This is a genomic window from Dyella japonica DSM 16301 (assembly GCF_001010355.1).
Taxonomy (GTDB): Bacteria; Pseudomonadota; Gammaproteobacteria; order Xanthomonadales; family Rhodanobacteraceae; genus Dyella; species Dyella japonica.
Window position 1 is genome coordinate 23396 of sequence record NZ_JPLA01000024.1, and the last position, 22152, is coordinate 45547.

A 22152-nucleotide genomic window follows, 5' to 3' on the forward strand; every position below is an offset into this window, starting at 1 on the left:
GCCCAGGATTTGACCAAGCTCGCCTATAGTTTTCGTGATCCTGCCCTCGCAGAACTGGCGTTGACTCATCGCAGCGCCGGGAAGCCCAACAACGAGCGGCTGGAATTCCTGGGCGATGCCTTGCTCGGCGTGGTGGTTGCCGAGCTGCTGTACGAGGCTCACCCCAATGCGAGCGAGGGCGAGCTGTCCCGCTTGCGCGCGCAGTTGGTGAACGGCCAGGCGCTGGCCGTCATCGCACGCGAACTGGAACTGGGCGATGAGCTCAAGCTGGGCTCGGGTGAATTGAAGAGCGGCGGTTTCCGCCGCGATTCCATCCTCGCCGACGCTTTCGAGGCCTTGTTGGCGGCGGTGTATCTCGATGCCGGCTTCGAGGCCTGCCGCAACGTGGTGCGCGGCCTGTTCGAGCCGCTGGTGGCGGCCATTCCGCGCTCTTCCAAGGACGCCAAGACCCGCCTGCAGGAGTTGCTGCAGGCGCGCGGCTGGCCCTTGCCGCAGTACGATCTGATCGACAGCCATGGCGAAGACCACGCCAAGACCTTCGACGTCTCGTGCGAAATCAACGAACCGGCACCCATCCGGGCCGAGGGTCACGGCACCAGTCGCCGGGCCGCTGAACAGGACGCCGCTGAAACCGTGCTGCGCCTCATGCAGGAATTGAACTCATGAACGACAACGACGAACTCGATCTCGGCGCACCGGCCGAACTTCCCCACGACGATTTTCGCTGCGGCACCGTGGCGCTCGCGGGGCGTCCCAATGTGGGCAAGTCCACCTTGCTCAACGCGCTGATCGGGTTTCGCCTGTCCATTGTCAGCCCGCGTCCGCAGACCACCCGCCACCGCATCCTCGGCATCGCCACCAGCGAGGCCGGCCAGATCATGTACGTGGATACGCCGGGCCTGCATCGTGGCGCCAAGCGCGCGATGAATCGCAGTCTCAACCGCGCTGCGCGTTCGGCCATCAGTGAAGTGGATGTGGTGGTGCAGGTGATCGAGGCGGGCCGCTGGACCGATGAAGACGAGGCGCTGTACGACGCGCTGGTCGAGCAGAAGGTGCCGCGCCTGCTGGTGATCAACAAGGTCGACCTGGCCAAGGACAAGACCACCATGCTGCCCTTCGTGGCAGAGCTGATGGCGCGCCACAGTTTCGACGAGGTCTACTACGTCAGCGCGCTGAAGGAGAAGGGCCTGAAGGAGCTGGAGACGGGCATCCTCAAGCGCCTGCCGGTGCAGCCGCCGGTGTTTGGCGAAGACGAAGTCACCGATCGCAGCGAGCGTTTCCTCGCCGCCGAAATGGTGCGCGAGCAGCTCATGCTGCGTCTGGACCAGGAGCTCCCATACGCCACCACGGTGGAGATCGAGCAGTTCAGCGATCGCCCTGATGGCATCGCCGAAATCCACGCCGTGATCTGGGTGGAACGCGATGGGCAGAAGGCCATCGTGATCGGCAATGGCGGTGCGCAGCTCAAGGCAATTGGCACGTCGGCGCGTCGCCATATGGAACGCACCTTCGAGCGCAAAGTTTTTCTTCGTCTATGGGTGAAGGTGCGCGAAGGCTGGGTCGACGACGAGACCATGCTGAAGAAATTCGGATACACCGATTGAGTCTGCGCATGCGTGATATCGGGCAGGCCAAGCGCGTGGCTCTGCCTGGTATGCCTGACTGCGCGGTCATCCACTGACCAGGCCCGACAGTCACCACCATGCGTATCGAGCAGCAGCCGGCCTATGTGCTTCATTCGCGGCCTTATCGCGAGACATCGCTGCTGCTTGAATGCCTGACGCGCGACCACGGGCGTCTGGGCGTGGTGGCGCGCGGCGTGCGGCGCGAGCGTGCGCGCGTGCAGCGTGCCCAACTGGAGCCATTCCAGTCCCTGTCGCTCGATCTGCTGTTGCGCGGCGAGCTGGCCACCTTGCAGAGCGCGGAGCATACGAGCCCGCCGTTGCGTCTGCTGGGCGATGCCGGCCTGGCGGGCCTATACCTCAATGAGCTTTGCGTACGGCTGACCGGTCGTCAGGATCCCTTGCCTGATCTGTTCGACGCGTATGCGCGCACCTTGCCGCGTCTTGCGGGCAGCGAGCCGCTGGCCTGGAGCCTGCGGCGTTTCGAGCGCGACCTGCTAGAGGCGATCGGTTACGGCCTGCAGCTTGAATTCGAAGCGGAGTCCGGCGAGCCGTTGGAGCCGACCCAGCTTTACCGCTATGTGGTGGAGCAGGGGCCCACACCGTGTCGCACGGGAACGGCCCATGCCTTGCGCGGAGTCGATCTGCTCGCCCTGGCTGCCGATGACATGCCCGATGCCGCCGGCTTGTCGGCACTGCGCAGCATGATGCGCGAGGTGATCCGCTTTCATCTGGGCGGTGGCGAACTGCGGGCGTGGCACGTGCTGGGCGGGGCGATGTCGCGTCGTTGAACTCAGGTGGCCGCGTCGCCGCCAAGCGCATCGATGGTGGCCAGCAGCGAGCGGCGGAAGCGCGACAGCGGCGCCAGCGAACCGGAATGCTTCAGCTTGAGATGACGCTGCAACAGCGTCGCCTGGACGCCCAGCGCTGCCGCGCCGCAGAAGCCGCAGGACGAGCGCAGGCGATGCATGCGGTCGGCGAGTGCTTCGGTGTCGTCCAGCAGCGCGTCCAGATCCTGATACAGCCCCGCCAGCTCCGCGCGCAGCAGCGTGCGCATCGCCTTCACTACATCGGCGTCGCCCATGGTGGCGATCGCCTGTGCGTCATCCAGCAGCGGCACGGCGGCGGCACCCGCGTGGACCAGCGCCAGGATGCGGCGCAGATCGGCCAGGCTGCAGGGCTTTTGCAGCACCTCGCTGAATTCGGCGGCAAGCAGACGTTGCCGTTCGATGACATCCATCTCCGCGCTGGTCGCGACGGCGGTGCAATCGCTGGAACGCGCCTGTGGATCGTGGCGCAGGGCGGTCAGTACCTCTTCGGCACCTGCGCCTGGCATGCGGCAATCCAGCAGGAGCAGGTCAAACGCTTCGTCGCGCGCCAGGGCGATGGCCGAGGGGCCGTCATGACAGGCATGCGCGTGCAGACCGAGGCTGCGCAGGGCTTCCACCAGGAAAAGACGGCTGCTCGGGTCGTCGTCGGCCACCAGGGCGCGGACGGTGAAGGGCGCGCTCCGATGGCCTGAAGGCTCGCTGGAAAGCGTGTGTTGCATGACTTGTCCGTGTCGTTCAGCTGATTTTGGCAGAATGGCGCTTCATGCGCCCCACATCAAGCCAACTTTTTCTCACTCTGTGCGTCCTCCTATGGGCGTGCTGGACGCCGCCAGCCCGCGCCGACGTGGCGCTGGGCGCCAAGACCGTGACCGTTCCCGGGCTGAAGATGCAGGGCGTGCAGTCGCAGATCGGCGAAGACGGCGAGGGCGGCCTCAAGCTCAGTCTGCGGGCGGCCAAGGCCGATGTGCCGGCAATGGGTTGGAAGCGCGTCGGGGTGGACCTGCAAGGGGTGCTTCAGCGCGATACGCATATGCGCTGGTTGTTCGATGGCACGGCCCAGCTTGCCGGCGCACCGGGCGCGGCCTTGAGCAACGCCAAGGTGTCGATGGTGATCGACGAGGCGGCCAACACGCTGGAAATCAATCTGACCCAGGGTGCGATCCAGGCGAGCACGGCCTTGCCGCTCGACCAGCCGACGCACGCGCAGATCAGCCTCAAGGGGGTGCCGCTGGCCTGGTTGCAGGGCCTGTTGAGCACGGTGTGGTCCGGGCGAGCCACCGGCGGCAAGCTCGATGCCGATATGGCGCTGGATATCCAGGACAAGGGCCTGCAGGCGTCCGGGCAGTTTGCGCTGAACGGCGGCGGGTTCGATACGCCCGGCGGCGCACTGGCTGGCCAGGCGGTCAACGGAAACGGTCGGCTCAACCTCGACACCACCAGCGCACCCACCCGCATCGACCTGGATGCCAGCCTGCGCGGCGGCGAGTTGCTGTTGGGCCCCATCTATGCGCGCCTGCCCGATCATCCGGTGCAGTTGAGCCTGTCCGCTGCGACGCGCAACGGCGCGGTGGATTTCAATCGGCTGCGCGTAGCCGACGCCGATGCCCTGCAGCTGGAGGGCGCCATGGCGTTCAACGCCAAGGGTGAGCTGCAGCAGCTCAAGCTCGATCGCCTGCAGTCGCGTTTTCCGGCGGCGTATCAGCGTTACGGACAGGCCTGGCTGGCGACGCTGGGCTTGCGGGACATGCGCATCGATGGCGAGCTCAGCGGCAATCTGGATCTGGGCCCCGACGGCCTGCGCAGTTTCGCGTTCGACACGAATGGCCTGGACGCCGCCGACGCCGACGGTCGCCTGGCCGTAAAGGGCTTGCGCGGCGGCCTGGACTGGAACGCCAACAGCGATCGTCCGCTCACCTCGATGTCGTGGCAGGCCTTGCAGGTCTACCGCATACCCAACGGTGCGGCGCAGTTGCGCTGGCAAAGCAAGGGCGGCGCCCTCACGCTGCAGCGCGCCGTGGATATTCCGGTGCTCAACGGGCGTATGCACGTGGGCGATCTGGCGTGGCGTCCGGCGGCTGCCAAAGGGCGCCGACTGGAAACCTCGCTCGCGTTCGCCGGCATCGACATGGCGTCGTTCTCGCGCACCATGGGTTGGCCGGAGTTTCCCGGAACGCTGGGTGGCGCCATTCCGGCCCTGCGCTGGGTGGATGACCGCTTCGAGCTGGAGGGCGGCCTGTCGGTCAATGTGTTCGATGGTTTCGTCGACATCACGCGGCTGAGCCTGCAAGGGCCGTTCGGGCCCAGTCCCGTCTTCAGTGGCGATGTGCAATTGCGCCAGCTCGATCTGGCCGCGATGACCAGCGTATTCGACTTCGGCAGTATCACCGGCCGTATGGACGGCTCCATCAACGAGCTGCGCCTGGTCAACTGGAACCCGGTGGCGTTCAAGGCCAGCCTGCTAGCCGGCAGCGGCGGGCGCATCAGTCAACGTGCCGTGAACAACCTCACCTCGGTCGGTGGCGGCGGCATGGCGGCGGGTCTGCAGGGTGCCGTGCTCAAGCTGTTCAAGACGTTTGGTTATAAGCGCATCGGCCTCAATTGCACGCTGCAGGCGTCCGTATGTCATATGGGCGGCCTCGACAACGATGCCGATGGCTACACTATCGTCGAAGGCAGCGGCTTGCCGCGCCTGCAGGTGATCGGACACCAGGCGCAGGTCGACTGGCCCACGCTGGTTCGCCGATTGAAAGCCGCCATTGAAGGCAATGGACCGGAAGTCCACTAGCAACACCCCCACCCCCAAGGAGTCGAATCATGCGCAAGCTCGTCTATGGATTGCTGACCACGCTGCTGGTCGCGCTGGTGGGGTGCGTCACCATCAATGTCTATTTCCCTGAAGCGGCCGCGCAAAAGGCCGCCGATCAGTTCATCGGCACCGTGCTCGACAGCTCCGCGCCGGCGCAGCCGGCCAAGGACGAGCCGCCGGCGCCGCCGAAGAAGAACAACGAGCCCTCGGCGATGCTGCTGGACCTGCTGATTCCTGCCGCCTACGCCGCGGACGCGCCGAACCTGCGCGTGCAGACGGCGACCACGGAAGCCATCCACGGCCGCATGCAGGCGCGTTTCCGCGACACCCTGACGCCGCTCTTCAACAGCGGTGCGGTGGGCTTCACCCAGGATGGCCTGGTGGCCGTGCGCGATGCCGGCAAGCTGCCGCTGGACCAGCGAGCCGGCGTGAGCGCCGCCGTGGCCGATGAGAATCGCGATCGCAATGCGCTCTACCGCGAAGTGGCCAACGCCAACAACCATCCGGAGTGGGAAGCACAGATTCGCGCCACCTTCGCCAAGGGCTGGATCGAGCGGGCGCGGCCGGGCTGGTATTATCAGGACCCCTCGGGGGCATGGAAGCAGAAGTAAGCCATCCGCCCTCTTAGCCCGATCACCGCGCCCGGGTCCCGCTGATCCGGGCGCGCGCGTTTTTGATAGGCAGTGCCTGGAAGACAGTTCCCGCGATGAAAGAATTCGAAGCCACCATCACCGACCTCAGCCACGACGGCAAGGGCGTCACCCGCATCGACGGCAAGGCCGTGTTCGTCAGCGGCGCACTGCTGGGCGAAGAGGTCAAGCTGCGCATCCGCAAGCGTCATCGTCACTATGACGAAGCGGAGGTGGTGGAGCTGGTGACCCGCTCGCCGCACCGCGTGGAGCCGCGCTGCCGTCATTTCGGCCAGTGCGGCGGCTGCTCGCTGCAACACCTGGATGCGACGGCGCAGATCGAAGTGAAGCAGCGCGTGCTGAAGGACAACTTCGAGCGCATCGGCAAAGTGATGCCGGACCTGTGGCTGCCGCCGCTGACCGATGAGCCCTGGGCTTATCGCCGCAAGGGTCGCCTGTCCGTGCGTTCGGTGGCGAAGAAGGGCCGCGTGCTGGTGGGCTTTCGCGAGGAGAGCAATCCGCGTTTCGTTGCCGACATCACCCAGTGCGAAGTCGTGCATCCGGCGCTGGGCCCCAAGATCGGCCTGCTGGCCGAGCTGATCAGCAGCATGGACGCCGCCTCCGATATTCCGCAGATCGAGTTCGCCGCCGGCGATGAGGTGGTGGCGCTGGTGTTCCGCCACATGCAGCCGCTGAGCGAGCGCGATCAGGCGGCGCTGATCGCGTTCGGCCAGCAGCACGGTTTTGCGATCTATCTGCAGCCGGGTGGTGTGACCAGCGTGCATCCGCTGTGGCCGGAGTCGCCGCGACTGGCCTTCAACATCCCCAGCGACAATGCAGCCTTCGAGGATGTGGAGCTGGAGTTCCGCCCGCTCGATTTCGTGCAGGTCAATGCGGGCATGAATCGCCGCATGATGGCGCGCGCGATGGAGCTGCTCGATCCGCAGCCCACGGATCGCGTGCTGGACCTGTTCTGCGGCCTGGGCAATTTCACCCTGCCGATTGGTCGGCGTGTCGCCGAAGTTGTCGGTGTGGAAGGCGAGCATGGCCTGGTCGAGCGCGCTGCTGAAAACGCCGCACGCAACGGCATCACCCACGCCCGTTTCGAAGTGGCCAACCTGTTCGAGGATCAGCGCCACACGCACTGGGCCAAGCAGTCGTGGGACAAGCTCTTGCTCGATCCGCCGCGCGCGGGCGCCGACAAGGTGCTGGAGTATCTCCCGCACAAGGAGACCAGCCGCATCGTCTATGTCTCCTGCCACCCCGGCTCGCTGGCGCGCGACGCAGGCATCCTGGTGCAGAAGCATGGGTTTCGCTTGAGCGCGGCCGGCGTGATGGATATGTTCCCCCATACGGCGCACGTGGAGTCCATCGCGCTGTTCGAACGCTGAGCCATCGCAAGGAAGGCGGGACGCCTTCACCGCTCCGTCACATCCTTCCCCAATCATCGGTTGACGCATGGGCATCGAGATCGAACGCAAATTCCTCCTCAGCGACGACAGCTGGCGTGACGCCGTCACCGAAAGCGAGCGCATCGCCCAGGGCTACCTGGTCAGCGCGCAGGCGCTGCACGACGGTACCGCGCGCGCCTCGGTACGCGTGCGCCGCACCGGCGAGCGCGGCTGGCTCAATATCAAATCGGCCCAGCTCGGCATCGAGCGCGCCGAGTTTGAATACCCGGTCCCCATCGCCGATGCCGAGCAGATGCTGGCCGAACTGTGTGACGGCGTGCTGGAGAAGATCCGGCATCACGTGGTCGTCGACGGCGTGCTGTTCGAGGTGGATGAATTTTTTGGCGAGAACGCGGGTCTGGTCGTGGCCGAAGTGGAATTGCCCAGCACCGACGCCTCCTTTCCGCGGCCCTCGTGGCTGGGGCGCGAAGTGAGTCATCTTCCGCGCTATTACAACGTCAACCTGATCGCGCATCCGTATGCGCGCTGGACCCAGGATGAGCGGCAGGCGGCGGGAGAACCCACCTCATGCTGATGATCGGCCTGGCTGGCACGACACTCGCCGCGTCGGAGCATGCATGGCTCAAGGCCGCCGGCGTGTCCGGCGTGGTGCTGTTCTCGCGCAATTTCAGTTCGCGCGATCAGTTGATGACGCTGATCGACGATATCCGCGAGGTCGGCGGCGACGACATGCTGATCGCCGTGGATCAGGAAGGCGGCCCCGTCCAGCGTTTTCGTGAGGGTTTCACGCGCCTGCCGCCGTTGTCGGCGATCGGCGCCGTGTACGACCGCGATCCGGAAGACGCCATCCGCCTGGCCGAAGAGCACGCCTGGGTGATGTCCAGCGAGCTGCGCGCCAGTGGCGTGGATTTCAGCTTTGCCCCGGTGGTGGATCTCGCGCGCGGCAATGCGGCGATCGGCCTGCGCGCGTTTCACGCCGATCCGGCAGTGGCTGCCGAACTGGGCCAGGCCTATGTGCGCGGCATGCACCTGGGCGGCATGGCCGCTGTGCTCAAGCATTTTCCGGGTCACGGCTCGGTGGCGGCGGACACGCACAAGGCCACTGCGGTGGACACGCGCCCGTTGGACGTGATCCGTCGCGAGGATCTGCTGCCCTTCGTCGAAGGCATGGCCGCGCACGCGGAAGCCGTGATGGTGGCGCACGTGGTCTATCCCGAGGTCGATGCGCAGCCGGCGGGCTTCTCCTCGCGCTGGATCAAGGACATCTTGCGCAGCGAGCTGGGCTTTGCGGGCGCGGTGATCAGCGACGACATCAGCATGGCTGCTGCCGGCGCGGCCGGCGGCGTGACGGGGCGCGTGCATGCCCACCTGGATGCCGGTTGCGACCTGGTGCTCGCCTGCTTCCCCGACGTGGTGGATGAAGCCATCGCCGCCGTGCGGGATCGCGCGGCGACGTCGCCCGAACGCATGGCCGCCCTGCGCGGCGACGTGGCCTCCACCTGGGACAGCCTCAACGACAACCCACAGCGCGAACGATTCATCGCGCGCATCGCGGCGTTGCACGCCGTGGAAGGACAAGCTTCGGCATGAGTACATCCAACCCTTCACTGGCCGCGGCGCTGGCAAGCGCTGAGCTGTTGTTCGATCGCGCGGCGCTGGAGTCGGTAATCGTCGACATGGGCCGCGATATCGACGCCGCCCTCGATGGCGAGCGTGCCGTCTTTCTCACGGTGATGAATGGCGCGCTGATCTTTGCCGGTCATCTCGCGCTGGCCATCCGCACCGATGTCGAGTTCGACTATGTGCACGCCACGCGCTATCGCGGCGCCACCTCGGGCAGCGAGCTGCACTGGCTGCGCGAGCCGATGGTCGATCTCACCGGCCGCACCGTCTTGCTGGTGGACGATATCCTCGATGAAGGCCACACCCTGAAGGCCGTGCGCGATGATTGCCTGCGCCGCGGCGCACGCCGCGTATTGGTAGTGAGTCTGTGCACCAAGCAGCACGACCGCCTGGTCGATGGCATCCAGGCCGACTTCAACGGTGTCCAGTTGCCCGATCGCTACGTGTTCGGCTTCGGCATGGACTATCACGAGCAGGGCCGCAACTTGCCGGGCATCTACGCGGTCAAGTAAGGCGACGAACGACCACGGAGTCATGCATGAACGTTTTGGGGATTTCCGGCAGCCTGCGCGAGGCGTCGTTCAATACGGCGCTGCTGCACGCGGCGAAGGAGCTTGCGCCGGCCGGCATGAACATCGTGATGCATCGCCTGCATGATCTGCCGATGTTCAATCAGGACGTGGAAGAGCAGGGCGATCCGGAGGCGGTGGTCGCGTTCAAGGACGCCATCGAGCGCGCCGACGGCCTGCTGATCGCCTGCCCGGAGTACAACGGCGGCATCACTGGCGTGCTGAAGAATGCCGTCGACTGGGCCTCGCGCGCCGGCAAGGCGCGCAAGCTCGCCGTGCTGACCGGCAAGACCGTCTGCATCATCGGCGCGAGCCCCGGCGTCACCGGCACGGTGCGTGCGCAGGATCAGCTGCGCCTCATCCTGCGCCGCGCAGGCGCTCGCACCGAGCCGCAGGGCGACGTGCTGGTGTTCCAAGCGCATACCAAGATCGTCGACGGCCAGTTGAGCGATGAGCGTACGCGGGAGGCGCTGACGCGCCATCTGGCGGGCTTTGCCGAGCGGCTGGCGGCGACATCGAACGAATTGAACGCCTATAGGAATGCATCGTGAGCATCGATCTGGCCGTCATCGGCGGCAGCGGTTTGTACAACTTCCCTGGCCTGGAGAACGCCTCGCGCCATCGCATCGATACGCCGTTCGGCGCGGCCTCGGGCGATGTGGTGACGGGCGATTTTGCCGGCCGCAAGCTGGCCTTCCTGGCCCGCCACGGTGAGAGCCACACGGTGCCGCCGCATCGGGTGAACTACCGCGCCAACCTGTGGGCGCTGCATTCGCTGGGTGCGCGCCGCGTGGTCGGTGTCAACGCCGTGGGCGGCATCCGCGCCGATATGGGGCCGCGCGTGATCGTGGTGCCCGATCAGATCATCGACTACACCCATGGCCGCTACACGAGTTTTTGCGATGTCGAGGGCGCCGAGGTGCGTCATATCGATTTCAGCGAGCCGTACACCGAGTCGCTGCGTCGCGAGCTGATCGACGCGGCGGCCAAGGCTGACATCGCTGTCATTGATGGTGGTTGCTACGGCGCCACCCAGGGTCCGCGCCTGGAGACCCGGGCGGAGATCGCCCGCATGAAGCGCGACGGCTGCGACCTGGTCGGCATGACCGGCATGCCCGAGGCCGTGCTGGCGCGCGAACTGGAGCTGCCCTATGCCTGTCTCGCCCTGGTGGCGAACTTCGCGGCCGGTTGTGGCGACGAGGACGAAATCAGCATCGAAGAAATCTTCGCCCACCTGGCAGCGGCCACCGCCGAGGTGCCCCGCCTCTTGGGTGTTTTGCTCAAAAGCTGAGCAACCGGTACGGTTTTGATCGTGTCAAAGTCGTCACCATATTGCGCTTTGCCATAAAACATGTTGATACTTCCGTTGTGCCAGGGGCGGCGGACCAAGGGGTCAAGGTGGTTCAGCGCTTACCGTGGTGCATCCAGTCCATGATTCAGAGGTTCACGCAATGCGTTTCGGTACGGTCAAGTGGTTCAACGACGCCAAGGGTTTCGGCTTCATCGCGCCTGAGGACGGTGGGGAGGACGTGTTCGTCCACTTTTCGGCAATCAACTCCAAGGGCTTCCGTAGCCTGCAGGAAGGTCAGCGCGTGAAGTTCGAAGTCACCACGGGCCCGAAGGGCGCCCAGGCTTCGGGCGTCGAAATCGCCGGCTAATGTCGGCGAACCGGCGCCCGCGCCGGTCATCGATGTGAGGAAGCCCCGCGTCGCAAGGCGCGGGGCTTTTTTTTTTTGTTTGGAGTGGAGGGGCGATGACGGATCGTAGAGGGTTTCTGAAGGCCTCCGTGCTGGGGGCCTCCGCAGTGGCGCTGGCAGGTGGCGCGCATGCGCTGGCCGGCGCCAGTGGGACGGGCAAGAGCAGTACGGGTGCACGCGTGATCTCGACCTGGGACTTTGGCGTGGCCGCCAACCAGGCTGCCTGGGGTGTGCTGTCCAAGGGCGGCGGGTCGCTGGACGCCGTCGAGGCAGGCGTGATGATCCCGGAAGCGGATCTGAAGAATCACAGCGTGGGCCGCGCCGGCTATCCGGATCGCGACGGCCACGTTTCCCTGGATGCCAGCATCATGGACGCCGACGGCAGCTGCGGTGCGGTGGCGGCGCTGGAACATATCGCCCATCCGATCCAGGTGGCGCGCCGGGTCATGGAGCGCACGCCGCATGTCTTGCTGGTCGGCGATGGCGCGCTGCAGTTTGCGCTGGAGCAGGGCTTCAAGAAGGAAGAACTGCTGACGCCCGAGTCCGAGGCGGCGTGGAAGGAGTGGCTGAAGACAGCCCACTACCAACCCTCGGCCAACAGCGAAGTGCGCGACTATGGCAAGACCGGCATGCCGGGCGGCAAGGGCAACCACGACACCATCGGCATGCTGGCCATCGATGCCAACGGCCGCCTGGCCGGCGCCTGCACCACCAGCGGCATGGCGTGGAAGATGCGCGGACGTGTCGGCGACAGCCCCATCATCGGTGCGGGTCTGTACGTGGATGGCGATGTCGGCGCGGCTACCTCGACCGGCGTCGGCGAGGAAGTGATCCGCAACGTGGGCAGCTTCCTGGTGGTGGAACTCATGCGGCATGGACGCTCGCCGCAGGACGCCTGCCAAGAAGCGGTGATGCGCATCGTCAAGCGTCGCCCATCCGCGTCCAAGGACCTGCAGGTCGGTTTCCTGGCGATGAATCGCCATGGCGAAGTCGGCGCGTTTGCGATCCAGTCCGGCTTCTCGTACGCCGTGTGCGATGCGGCCAGGCAGAATGGTTTGATCCCGTCCAAGAGCCTGTACTGATGGCCAGGCGTCTGCTCGAGGTGGCGGCAAATTCCCTGGCGTCCGCACTGGCCGCGCAGGCCGGCGGTGCGGATCGGGTGGAGCTGTGCAGCGGCCTTGAGCTGGGTGGACTGACGCCGTCGATGGCGCAGATTGCCCAGGTGCGCGAGCGCTTGAGCATCCCGGTGTACGTGCTCATTCGCCCGCGTGCCGGCGACTTTCTCTATGACGATGACGAGCTGGAGACCATGCAGCGCGACATCGAAGGCTGCCTTTCGCTGGGTTGCGACGGCGTGGTGTTCGGTGCGCTGGATGCCGAAGCGCGCGTGGATGTGGCTCGTTGCAAACCCCTGCTGTCGGCGGCTGGTGGCATGGGCGTGACCTTCCATCGGGCGTTCGACATGGCACAAGACTTGACGCAGGCGCTGGAAGACGTGGTGACGCTGGGCGCCGAACGCCTGCTCACCTCCGGCGCCGCCGCATCCGCCATGGCCGGCGCGGGCACGATTGCAGCGCTGGTCAAGCAGGCATCCGGGCGCATCGTGGTGATGCCCGGGGCTGGCGTCACTGCCGCGAACGTGGCGGCCCTGGCGCAGGCGACCGGCTCCAGGGAATTCCATGCGTCCGCCAAGGCAAGCCTGCCATCGGGCATGCAGTGGACCAACGCCAGCCTGGCGGATATGGCCGGCGGCGAGATCCGTACCGACGCGGATGAGGTGCGAGCCATCGCGGCGGCCCTGCAATCGGCGCGTTAAGCCCTAAGGCCGTCGTTGTCACGGCGGCGCGCGCCGCCTAAGCTCGGCCTGGAGATTCCCCACCCCAGAGAGCCAACGGCATGGGCGAGCGGAACGGCAGGCTAGGAGTGGTGGCCACGCCCGTGAGCGTGGCGCCATGAACGCGCCGCACGAGGCTGCCGCCACGGTAAGCCTGGGTCTGCGTCGTTGGCCGCGCCTGCTGTCGATGGGCGCGGTCATCATGGCGGCCACCATCTTTGGCCTCAGTTACAGCCTCTGCGCGCCGCTGATCGCCATGAGCCTTGCCGCCGAAGGGCACTCCGGCAGCTATATCGGCCTCAATGCGGCCATGCATGCGCTTGGCGTGCTGCTGATTGCGCCGGCGATGCCCTCGTTGGCGGCACGTTTTGGCGCGCGCAGCCTGGCGGTCGCCGCGCTGGTGGTCACCGCGCTGGTGCTGGCGGCCTTCACGCGCGTCACCAATGTTGCGTGGTGGTTTCCCATGCGTGTGCTGCTGGGCATGGCCGCCGAAACCTTGTTCGTGATGTCCGAAACCTGGACCAACGTGCTGAGCACGGAACAGGCGCGCGGCCGCACCATGGCCGTCTATACGGCTGCCTTGTCGCTGGGCATGGTGTTGGGTCCGGCGCTGCTGTCCGTGCTCGGCGTCAATGCGGGCGCCTATCTGGCGGGCGCCGTCATCGGGCTGCTGGCGGTGGCCTTCATCCTGCCGCCGTGGGTCGCCGCGCCCGGGCGCAGCGTGCCCGAGCGTGCGCAGCCCATGCGTTATCTGCGGCTTGCGCCGATTGCGGTGGCCACCACCGTGCTCAATGCGGGCGTCGAGACGGCGGGGCTCTCCTTTATTTCGCTGTACGCCACGCAACTGGGCTGGACCGAAGCACGCGCCATGCAGCTCATTTCCATGCTGATGCTGGGCGCCATCGTGTTGCAGCTGCCGATCGGATGGCTGGCGGACAAGGTGGACAAGCGACGCCTGGTGCTGGCGCTGGCCGCGATCTCGGCGGTGGCCGCGCTGTTCTGGCCGTTTGCCTTGCGCGAGACCTGGCTGGCGTTTGCCGTGGTGTTCGTGTGGGGCGGCCTGTTCGTGGGCATCTACACGGTGATGCTGGCGATGGTCGGCAGCCGTTTCCAGGGCAACGACCTGGTGGGCGTGTATGCGGTGATGGGCCTGGCCTGGGGCTTGGGTGCACTGGTGGGCCCGACACTGGCTGGCGTGGCGATGGGCATCAACGCCTTGTTTGGACTGCCGGGACTGATAGCGCTGGGATGCGCCGTGTTCGCGGTCTTTCTTGCGAGGTCGCGCAGCGAAACCTGAGGCGAGCGACGGAGTCATCACATGGTGCAGCTGGGTTTGCTTCTGCTGGGCAGCGATTTCATTCGCCGGCGCTGGTTGATCCTCGCCGTCGGCGGCATCGCCTGGGCGGCGCTGGGCGTGGCGATCTTCATCGATGCGCTGGACAACGTGCTGTATTTCCCGGTGCACGTGTTTGGCTATCTGCTGGTGGTCGAGGCGGTGGTCACGCTGGCCGTGTCCTCGCCCAGGCCCGGTACCTCGGCCGTGCTGCGCAAGGCGCGTGGCGTGGTGTTCCTGATCCTGGGCTTGTTGATTGTCGACCCGCATCATGCGGCGAGCGTGATCCTGGCGATGGCGTTTGGCCTCGCGTTTCTGGTCGACGGCATCTTTCGCATCGCGGCGGCGCTGGTGGTGCGTTTTCGCGGCTGGCGACTGTCGCTGATCACCGGTCTGCTTGAAGTCGGCTTTGCCGTTTTCATGGTCGAGCCCTATCCCACGTTCTACGCGGGCACGGTGCCGTACTGCATCGGCATGGGACTGTTCCTCTCCGGTTGCGGCATGTTTCGGCAGGCCTGGCGGCTGAAGAAGCTGCCCGATCACGCGGTGCTTTCGTGGCTGTTGATGCGCGATGTGTCGGTCGCGCACGTGGGTTTCACGCCCGAACCGCTGGGCGACGTGGCGGGCGATCTGGTGGTCTACGTATGGACGCCCACCGGCTCCGTCGACGACGCCGTGCCTCAGCCCCTGGTGGATCGCTATATCGCAGCGGTGGATGCAAAGGGCGTGATCTCTACCGGGCACGCGGCGTTGGGCTGTCCGCCCGGGGTTTATGTCAGTCACTATCCGGCAGTCGAAATCGATCGCTCCAGCAGCGACTTCACGCGGATGCTGCGCGCGACGGCGATCAACGACGTGCCCGGAAAATTCCAGCCCAGCTATGCGGAGGAATCCGCTGGCTGGTGCGAATCGAACGCCGAGGTGCATTTCGACCGCTACGACCACCAGCGCCTGTTGGCATTCTGGAAGCGCTACCGTGAAGACACCACCTACAACCTCACCAATCGCAACTGCAGCAGCACGGTGGCGCATTGCCTGGAGGCTGCGCTGGAAGGATCGTCGGCAAAACGCGGCTTCCTTCGCACCATGATCAATCCGGAACTATGGGTCGCCGCCCAACTGCGCAAGCGCGCCGAGGCGATGGCCTGGACCCCGGGATTCGTGCTCGATTACGCCCGTGCACTCAAGGCAGCGATCCATCCCACGCCGCTAGGCTGGTACACGCTGATCGCCTCCATCAAGCGCTTCTGGCAGTACGCGGGGATGATCCGCCGCGGGGAGCCGATGAGCGCCGCATCCTTGGGCGACAAGTCGAACACTCCCGTTGCCCGTGGGCGTTCGATCGAGTGATGCCTCAGGCGGTGAACTGCAGCCTTGCCAGTTCCGCGTAGAGGCCGCCTTCGGCCAGCAGGCTTTGATGCGTGCCTTGCGCCACGATGCGGCCGCCATCCATCACCACGATGCGATCGGCGCGTTGCACAGTGGCCAGACGGTGGGCGATGACCAGGGTGGTGCGGCCTTTCTCCAGGCGCTCCAGGGCCTGCTGGATGGCCGCTTCGGATTGGGCGTCCAGCGCCGAAGTGGCTTCGTCCAGCAACAGCAGTGGCGCATCGCGCAGGATCGCGCGTGCAATGGCGACACGCTGGCGCTGGCCACCGGACAGACGCACGCCGCGCTCGCCCAGTTCCTCGTCATAGCCCTTGCCCAGCGCACTGATGAAGTCGTTGGCTTCGGCGGCGCGCGCGGCCTCGCGCACTTCGTGCTCGTCCGCATCCTGGCGGCCGAAGCGGATGTTGTCGGCAGCGCTGCCACCGAAGATCACTGTTTCCTGCGGCACCAGCGCGATGGCGCCACGCAGCTCGGGCAGGGCGAGTGCACGCAGGTCGACACCGTCCAGCGTGATGCGCCCGGTCTGCGGATCGTAGAAGCGCAGCAGCAAGGCAAACACGGTGCTCTTGCCGGCACCGGACGGACCGACCAGTGCCACGGTTTCGCCGGGACGAACGGTCAGGTCGAAATCGTAGAGTGCCGGCGCATCCGGTCGCGACGGGTAGTGGAACTCGATGTGCTCGAAACGCAGCGCACCTTCCACGGGCCGCGGCAGCAGCGCTGGCTGCGCAGGGCTGGTGATCTCGGCGCGCTCTTCGAACAGCTCGCCGATACGCTCCATCGCACCCGCCGCACGCAGCACGTCGCCCCACACTTCGGAAAGCCCGGCGAGCGAGCCGGCTGCGAGGAAGGCATAGATCACGAACTGCGCAAGCACACCGACATCGAGCGTGCCGGCCAGCACGTCGCGCGCACCGGCCCACAGCACCAGCGCGATAGCGCCGAAGAACAATACGATGACCGTCGCCGTCAGGATCGAGCGCATGCCAATGCGCTGCCGCGCTGTGGCAAGTGCGCGGGCAATGGCGCCGCCGTAGCGCGCACTCTCGATGTCCTCGCGTGCGTAGGCCTTGACGGCAGGCGCAGCATTGAGCGTTTCATTGGCGACAGCGGCGGCATCGGCAAGCCGATCCTGACTGGCGCGCGAGAGCCGCTGCACGCGGCGGCCGAATACCAGGATGGGCAGCATCACCGCGGGGATCACCAGCGCCGTAAGGCCGGCCAGTCGCGGGCTGGTCCACACCATCATGGCGGTGGCGCCCAGCAGCATCACCGCGCTGCGCAGCGCCACGGAAATGCCCGAGCCGATCAGCGCCTGGATGACTTCGGTATCGGTGCCCAGTCGAGAAATGAGTTCGCCCACGCGGCTGCGTTCGAAAAAGCCCACGTCGAGCCGGATCACATGCGCATAGAGCTGGGAGCGCAGCGATGCCAGCGAACGTTCGCCCAGCAAGGCGATGCAGTAATAGCGAGCCGCCGTGGCAAACGCCAGTACCAGGGCCACGCCGAACAGGCCCAGGAAAGTGGCATTGATGGTGGCGAGGCTGGAATGGCCAAAGCCCTGATCGATCATGTGCCGTACGGCCATCGGCAACACCAGCGTGGCGCTGGAGGAGATCGCCAGAAACACCAGCCAGCCTGCAGCGAGTGCGCGATGAGGTCGCACGAACGGCCACAGCTGCATCAAGGTGCCAAGGCGACGCGTGGGGCGCTGGGTGTCGGCGGTATCGCTCATGGGTTCTCGTCGTCGGCATCCGCGCCGGGCTGGCGCATCTGATCAAAGGTGGGGCGGCTCCGGCCTGATTCAATCCAGGCGGCGTGCGCTGTGGCGACCGCGGCTGAGGTCGTTGACCAGCGCCTGCGCTTCATCGGCATGCCGCTCGGGCAATTGGATCTCCAGCGCGACTCCTTGCGCATCGAAGCTTTCCTGCACGATCTCGGCCTCGAACTCGCGCAGGCGCGCCTTGAGCAGGGCCAGTTCGGCGAAATCGCAACGCAGGCCAAGCCGCGCCATGGCAACCAGGGGAATGCGTTCGGCGCGACGCAGGCACTCGGCCGCCGTGCCGCCGTAGGCACGCACGAGTCCGCCGGCGCCGAGCTTGATGCCGCCATACCAGCGCGTGACGACGACTACGGCGCGATCGATGCCCTGGCCTTCGATGGCTTGCAGGATGGGACGTCCCGCCGTGCCGCCCGGTTCGCCGTCATCGTTGAAGCGATAGTCCTGGCCGATGCGGTAGGCCCAGCAGTTGTGGGTGGCCGCCGGGTCGCCCACCTGGCGTACGAAGGCCAGCGCCTGTTCGGGCGTCTGTACCGGTGCGGCCTGGGCCAGGAAGCGACTCTTCTTGATGTCCTCGCTGTGCTGGCAGGCAGCGGCCAGGGTATGCAGCGGATCACTCATGGTCGGGCAGTTGTGCTCGCAGGTCGTCGGGCAGGGCCACGTCCGGATGCGCCTGCTGGAACGCGGTCAGCCGCTGCACGGCTTCGTCGTGCCGATGCAGGGCGAACAACTGGCGGATCTTCTCCAGCTCTTGTGTCGGCGTGTCGGCGGCATTCGCTGCCGTGCTGTCCGGCGCAGCGGCGGGGGCGGCCATGACCTTCATCGCGCTGGTGCGCTGGCTGAGTCCGCCGGTGATTGCCGTGGCGCGCATGGGGGATTGCGGTGCATACGCTGATGCGGCGGCTTCCGAGGCGGGCGCGGGCGCCGCTGGTGCGGGCGGTGGCGCCGCCGCCATGCGATCCTCGTTCATGGCTACCAGCGGTGCGGATTCGGTGGCGGGGGCGGGCGGTTGTTGGGTCGCGACGACCGGCGCCACCACTTTGGGCTTCATGGCGGAACGGATGTTGTCCCGCTTCGCTGCCACCGGTGCCGCGATACGCGCTGCCGGGGCCGCAGCGGCCATAGGCGCGGCAGGCGCCTGGGCGAGCTCAGCGCTGCTTTGATTGGGCCCTGTCTGCGCAGGTTCGTTGGTGGGCGCTGCAGCGACGGTTACCTCGCGCGAGGCAGGGCCCTGCGGCACGCTCGGTTGTTGCATCGTGCGCCAGCCCAACCCTGCTGCCACCACCAGGACCGCCACACTGGCCACCGCGACCGGCCAGCGCATGACGCCGCGGTGGCGGTCGGCGCGCAGGGCGTCGGCCGCGGCGCGCTGGATGGCGCTGTCCAGGGCGGGCGACGGGTCCTTGCGCGGCAGGCTGCGATAGAGCGCCTTCAGCTCGTCTTCGCCGGGCAGTGCGTCGTTGTCGTGGTCGTGCGTATTCATTCGGCCAACTGTTCGCGCAAACGGTTCATGGCATAGCGCAGCCGCGACTTGGCAGTCTCGCGTCCCACGCCGGTGACTTCGGCAATCTCCTCCACGCTCAGGTCGTTCTCCAGGCGCAGCAGCACGGCGGTGCGCTGCTCATCGGGCAGTTGCTCGATCGCCAGCTGCAAACGCCGGCGGCGTTCGAACTCCGACAACAGGTGCTCGGGTTGTTCGTGTTCCGGCGACGCGGTCAGTTCAAATACGCGTTCGGCTTCCTCGCCGGTGGCTAGCGGACGCTTGCGGCGGTAGCTGTCGATCAGCAGGTTATGCGCGATCTGCAGTAGCCAGGTGGTGAATTTGGCTTGCGGCAGATAGCGCGCCCGCGAGGCCACGACACGGCTCCAGGTCTCCTGGAAAAGCTCCTCGGCCAGCTGCGGATCGCGCGCCGCGCGCAGCAGGAATCGGTACAGCGCCGCCCGATGCCGGGCGTACAGCGCGTTGAACGCAGCCGCATCGCCCCGGGCATAGGCCAGCATCAGCGTCGCGTCGTCGTCCACAGGGGCATCCATGGGCGGCGAGGTTAAGCCAAACCGGGGCTCGGGGTAAGCAGGCGGGTCAGCGGCAGGCGTCCGCGGCAGTGTTGGGTTCAGCAAAGCGGGCTGCATTCCCATCTAACGCAGGCCATCGCCTCCCGGGGTTTGAGGTCAGGGGATCACGTCACCGGGTACGGGGTTGGAGAAATCCTCTGGCTCGCGTTGCTGGGTGAGTCGGAACACGCCTTCACGCACGTTGCGCGGCAGCACTACATCGAGCACGGTGGTCTGGTGCGGGGCGAGGATCAGGAAAAGATCGTCGCTGGACGCCGTGCTGGCGATGGCGTGATGCACCAGTCCGGTCAGGTCGCCGGGTTCGATCGTCGCGCTATAAGGCCGATGGCCGTCCATCGCGGCACGCAGGGTACGCCGGCTGTTGTCGGGATCGGCGACGCGGGCGGTGCCGGCCAGCAAGGCATGGTTGAGGAAGAACGTGATCACGTGCCCCTGTCGGCTGTTCGCCTGGCGGTCGAGCATGAAACCCTGCGGCATCCAGTCGGGATTCGGCGGCAGACCGGCCTCGAACAGCAGGCGCGCACCGAGCAGCGGCTCGCCTGCTTCGTCGGTGAGGCGAATGACCAGCATGCTGCGTGGATCATGGATATGGATGCGCGGCGCGAACGGACCGACCGGCTCCTTTTCCACGCGCGCTGCATCGCGTTGCGCGTTTTCCGCATCGAAGGCATCGCACAGTTGGTGGTAGCCGGTCACGTCGCGCACCTGCAGGCAGCGCAGCAGGGCATCCACCGTGGCTTGCGGCGCGGCCGACATCACGCCTTGCTCGGATCCTGAGTGCGCGGCGCCCGGGATCAGCTTGAATGCCGTGCGCGGGGAGATCGTGGCATTGATGGCCAGCGTTGGATCGTTGCCGCTGCCCTGGCGTGCGAGCACTGCGTGACGCGCGTTGAGATTGGCTGCCGCGATGCGCACGACGCCGTCGGAACCGTCTTCGCCGGTATAGCTGTTGATGTGGTCGTAGAGCGATCGATCAGGCCGGTCGCCGGTGAGCACGAACAGGAACTGGCCGCGTTCGGCCACATCGTCGCCGTGGATATGATCGAGGTTGAGCGACAGCGATTCGCTGCTGCCCAGCTCCAGCCAGTCGAGGATGCGCTGGCCCGGCTCCACGCCGCCGGCCCACGCGCGCAGGCGACTCAGCACGCTCTTGCCGAGCTGGGCGAGGGCGGAGCCGAAGTTGGCCGGCGCCAGCATCATCAGGTGGGTGAGGCGGATAGTGCTGAAGGCCTGCGGCCGATCGCGCTGCGCACGCAGCCATTCGCGCACGACGGGGCCGCCGGTGGAGTGGGTGATGCAGACGAAACTCGCGTCCTGCAGGTGCAGGTCGCGCAGGGCGTGATCGAATCCACGCACCACGTCGGCCATGGTGACCACGTCATCGAAGCTCACGTATTCCGACAACCAGATATCGGCCACCGCCAGTGCGATGCCCGCGGATGCGGCCTGCGCCTGGAGGCGCTGCGGCAGCAAGCCGTAGGTTGACGTGTTGGTGACGCTCCAGCCGTGCACAAAAACGAGTGTCGTCATGAACCGGTCCCCGCGGTGTCATAGGTTCCGCTCGCCAGCGTGCTGGCGTATCCCCGGGGCGATGGGTCGATCGACCCTCCACTATCGCCTCGTCATAGCGTAAGGCCCTAAGATGCCATGCCTTTCCATGGAGCGGGGAATCCGCATGCTGGCCGTTCTGTTCGTGCTGCTGCTGTTGATCGTGTGGCTGTATCGCCTGCGCTGGCGCAACACGGCGCGCGGCTTGCTGATCGCGAGCCTGCTGTTGTTCTTCGGCATCGGTTGCGGTGCGCTGCCGCGCTGGCTTTCCGACCGTCTGCAGTCGGGCTACGCAGTCGAGCCGGCCATCGCCTGGACGCCGCGCAATGCCATCGTGGTGCTCGGTGCGGGCACGGCGGTGGACGAAGGGCATCCGCTGCAGCCTTCCTACTTCGTCAATGGCCGCCTGTTGCGTGCAGCCCAGCTTTACAGCGCATGCAAGGCGGCGGGGAAGGAGTGCCGGCTGGTGGTGAGTGGCGGCGATTCGCAGGAACATGGCGAGGCCGAGGCGGTGGTGTATGGACGCGCCTTGCGTGCGCTCGGCATTCCCGCGACGGACATGTCGCTCGAATCGCGCAGCATGAGCACCTGGCAGAACGCGCAGTTCAGCCGTCCGATCCTTGCCGAGTACGCGCCGCAGCACATCGTGCTGGTGACGTCAGGGATCCATCTGCAGCGCTCGCTGCTGTATTTCGCGCACTTCGGCATCGTGCCGCAGCCGGTGGCCGGCGACTGGGTCAACGCGCGCAGGGAGCTGGCGCCCGACTCCTGGAACTTCATGTTGATGGATGCCACGCTGCACGAGTATCTGGGCATCGCGCGTTACAGGGTCTACAACCTGCTGGGCTGGAACGCGCCGAAGGCACCGCCACTGGGCGCCTGAGGCTTCGCATAGCCGTTCATTTTCCAGCCAGCTACTGGACGCATATCCGCGTAACCTTGCGCGGCTTACCTAACGCCAGTTGCCTCGATGCCCTCCGAACTGCCCGCTGATCCGCACTCGCGTG

The 22152-nt window shown here is 66.3% G+C and carries 23 protein-coding genes; 17 read left to right on the plus strand and 6 right to left on the minus strand.

What is annotated here, in order from left to right:
- The first annotated feature begins 9 nt into the window (after positions 1–9).
- The 3 genes from rnc (at position 10) to recO (ending at position 2413) form a co-directional block, all read left to right on the plus strand.
- Entirely contained in the window at positions 10–666 is a 657-nt protein-coding gene (gene rnc / locus Y882_RS09300; protein WP_046971636.1) for a ribonuclease III, read from the plus strand.
- Entirely contained in the window at positions 663–1604 is a 942-nt protein-coding gene (era, locus tag Y882_RS09305; protein WP_046971637.1) for a GTPase Era, read from the plus strand. The genes rnc and era overlap by 4 nt, the downstream gene beginning before the upstream one ends.
- A 98-nt stretch (positions 1605–1702) precedes the next feature.
- Positions 1703–2413: a DNA repair protein RecO gene (gene recO / locus Y882_RS09310; RefSeq protein WP_046971638.1), complete on the plus strand. Its 711-nt coding sequence runs from the start codon at positions 1703–1705 to the stop codon at positions 2411–2413.
- Positions 2414–2415: 2 nt separating this feature from the next.
- On the opposite strand, the gene Y882_RS09315 is transcribed toward recO, so the two are convergent.
- On the minus strand, positions 2416–3171 hold the full coding sequence (locus Y882_RS09315; protein ID WP_046971639.1) for a response regulator: 756 nt from the start codon (positions 3169–3171) through the stop codon (positions 2416–2418).
- 44 nt (positions 3172–3215) lie between these two features.
- Here Y882_RS09315 and Y882_RS09320 point away from each other — a divergent pair, with 44 nt between their 5' ends.
- The 13 genes from Y882_RS09320 to Y882_RS09380 all read left to right on the plus strand — a co-directional run bounded on the left by Y882_RS09320 (position 3216) and on the right by Y882_RS09380 (position 15705).
- Complete coding sequence (locus Y882_RS09320) at positions 3216–5237, plus strand: hypothetical protein (RefSeq protein WP_046971640.1); 2022 nt, start codon at positions 3216–3218, stop codon at positions 5235–5237.
- Between the two features lie 29 nt (positions 5238–5266).
- On the plus strand, positions 5267–5869 hold the full coding sequence (locus Y882_RS09325) for a YdbL family probable chaperone protein (RefSeq protein ID WP_046971641.1): 603 nt from the start codon (positions 5267–5269) through the stop codon (positions 5867–5869).
- A gap of 95 nt (positions 5870–5964) precedes the next feature.
- Positions 5965–7278, plus strand: coding sequence for a 23S rRNA (uracil(1939)-C(5))-methyltransferase RlmD (rlmD, locus tag Y882_RS09330; protein ID WP_046971642.1), 1314 nt, complete (start codon positions 5965–5967; stop codon positions 7276–7278).
- 67 nt (positions 7279–7345) lie between these two features.
- A complete protein-coding gene (locus tag Y882_RS09335; protein ID WP_046971643.1) occupies positions 7346–7873 on the plus strand; it encodes a CYTH domain-containing protein in 528 nt (175 codons plus the stop codon).
- On the plus strand, positions 7867–8889 hold the full coding sequence (nagZ, locus tag Y882_RS09340) for a beta-N-acetylhexosaminidase (RefSeq protein WP_046971644.1): 1023 nt from the start codon (positions 7867–7869) through the stop codon (positions 8887–8889). The genes Y882_RS09335 and nagZ overlap by 7 nt, the downstream gene beginning before the upstream one ends.
- Positions 8886–9434: a hypoxanthine-guanine phosphoribosyltransferase gene (locus Y882_RS09345; protein WP_046971645.1), complete on the plus strand. Its 549-nt coding sequence runs from the start codon at positions 8886–8888 to the stop codon at positions 9432–9434. Before nagZ ends, Y882_RS09345 begins: the two co-directional genes overlap by 4 nt.
- A 26-nt stretch (positions 9435–9460) precedes the next feature.
- Complete coding sequence (locus Y882_RS09350) at positions 9461–10042, plus strand: NADPH-dependent FMN reductase (protein ID WP_046971646.1); 582 nt, start codon at positions 9461–9463, stop codon at positions 10040–10042.
- Complete coding sequence (locus Y882_RS09355; RefSeq protein ID WP_046971647.1) at positions 10039–10782, plus strand: S-methyl-5'-thioinosine phosphorylase; 744 nt, start codon at positions 10039–10041, stop codon at positions 10780–10782. The genes Y882_RS09350 and Y882_RS09355 overlap by 4 nt, the downstream gene beginning before the upstream one ends.
- Positions 10783–10942: 160 nt before the next feature.
- Positions 10943–11149 (plus strand): cold-shock protein, encoded by a 207-nt coding sequence (locus tag Y882_RS09360; RefSeq protein ID WP_026633225.1) that lies wholly within the window; start codon positions 10943–10945, stop codon positions 11147–11149.
- Positions 11150–11244: 95 nt separating this feature from the next.
- On the plus strand, positions 11245–12270 hold the full coding sequence (locus Y882_RS09365) for a glycosylasparaginase (protein ID WP_046971648.1): 1026 nt from the start codon (positions 11245–11247) through the stop codon (positions 12268–12270).
- Positions 12270–13004, plus strand: coding sequence for a copper homeostasis protein CutC (locus Y882_RS09370; RefSeq protein ID WP_046971649.1), 735 nt, complete (start codon positions 12270–12272; stop codon positions 13002–13004). The genes Y882_RS09365 and Y882_RS09370 overlap by 1 nt, the downstream gene beginning before the upstream one ends.
- Positions 13005–13140: 136 nt before the next feature.
- On the plus strand, positions 13141–14319 hold the full coding sequence (locus tag Y882_RS09375) for an MFS transporter (RefSeq protein WP_046971650.1): 1179 nt from the start codon (positions 13141–13143) through the stop codon (positions 14317–14319).
- 21 nt (positions 14320–14340) lie between these two features.
- Positions 14341–15705, plus strand: a complete 1365-nt coding sequence (locus Y882_RS09380; protein WP_046971651.1) for an HdeD family acid-resistance protein — start codon at positions 14341–14343, stop codon at positions 15703–15705.
- Positions 15706–15709: 4 nt separating this feature from the next.
- Here the strand turns inward: Y882_RS09380 and Y882_RS09385 are convergent, their stop codons facing one another.
- The 5 genes from Y882_RS09385 to Y882_RS09405 all read right to left on the minus strand — a co-directional run bounded on the left by Y882_RS09385 (position 15710) and on the right by Y882_RS09405 (position 21127).
- On the minus strand, positions 15710–17479 hold the full coding sequence (locus Y882_RS09385; RefSeq protein WP_046971652.1) for an ABC transporter transmembrane domain-containing protein: 1770 nt from the start codon (positions 17477–17479) through the stop codon (positions 15710–15712).
- A gap of 69 nt (positions 17480–17548) precedes the next feature.
- Positions 17549–18145: an IMPACT family protein gene (locus tag Y882_RS09390; RefSeq protein WP_046971653.1), complete on the minus strand. Its 597-nt coding sequence runs from the start codon at positions 18143–18145 to the stop codon at positions 17549–17551.
- Positions 18138–19007: a hypothetical protein gene (locus Y882_RS09395; protein ID WP_046971654.1), complete on the minus strand. Its 870-nt coding sequence runs from the start codon at positions 19005–19007 to the stop codon at positions 18138–18140. Before Y882_RS09395 ends, Y882_RS09390 begins: the two co-directional genes overlap by 8 nt.
- Positions 19004–19558 (minus strand): RNA polymerase sigma factor, encoded by a 555-nt coding sequence (locus Y882_RS09400; RefSeq protein WP_046971655.1) that lies wholly within the window; start codon positions 19556–19558, stop codon positions 19004–19006. Before Y882_RS09400 ends, Y882_RS09395 begins: the two co-directional genes overlap by 4 nt.
- Positions 19559–19693: 135 nt before the next feature.
- A complete protein-coding gene (locus Y882_RS09405) occupies positions 19694–21127 on the minus strand; it encodes a lipase family protein (protein ID WP_046971656.1) in 1434 nt (477 codons plus the stop codon).
- Positions 21128–21272: 145 nt separating this feature from the next.
- Between Y882_RS09405 and Y882_RS09410 the strand changes: the two genes are divergently transcribed.
- Entirely contained in the window at positions 21273–22028 is a 756-nt protein-coding gene (locus Y882_RS09410) for a YdcF family protein (protein WP_046971657.1), read from the plus strand.
- Positions 22029–22152 lie beyond the last annotated feature (124 nt).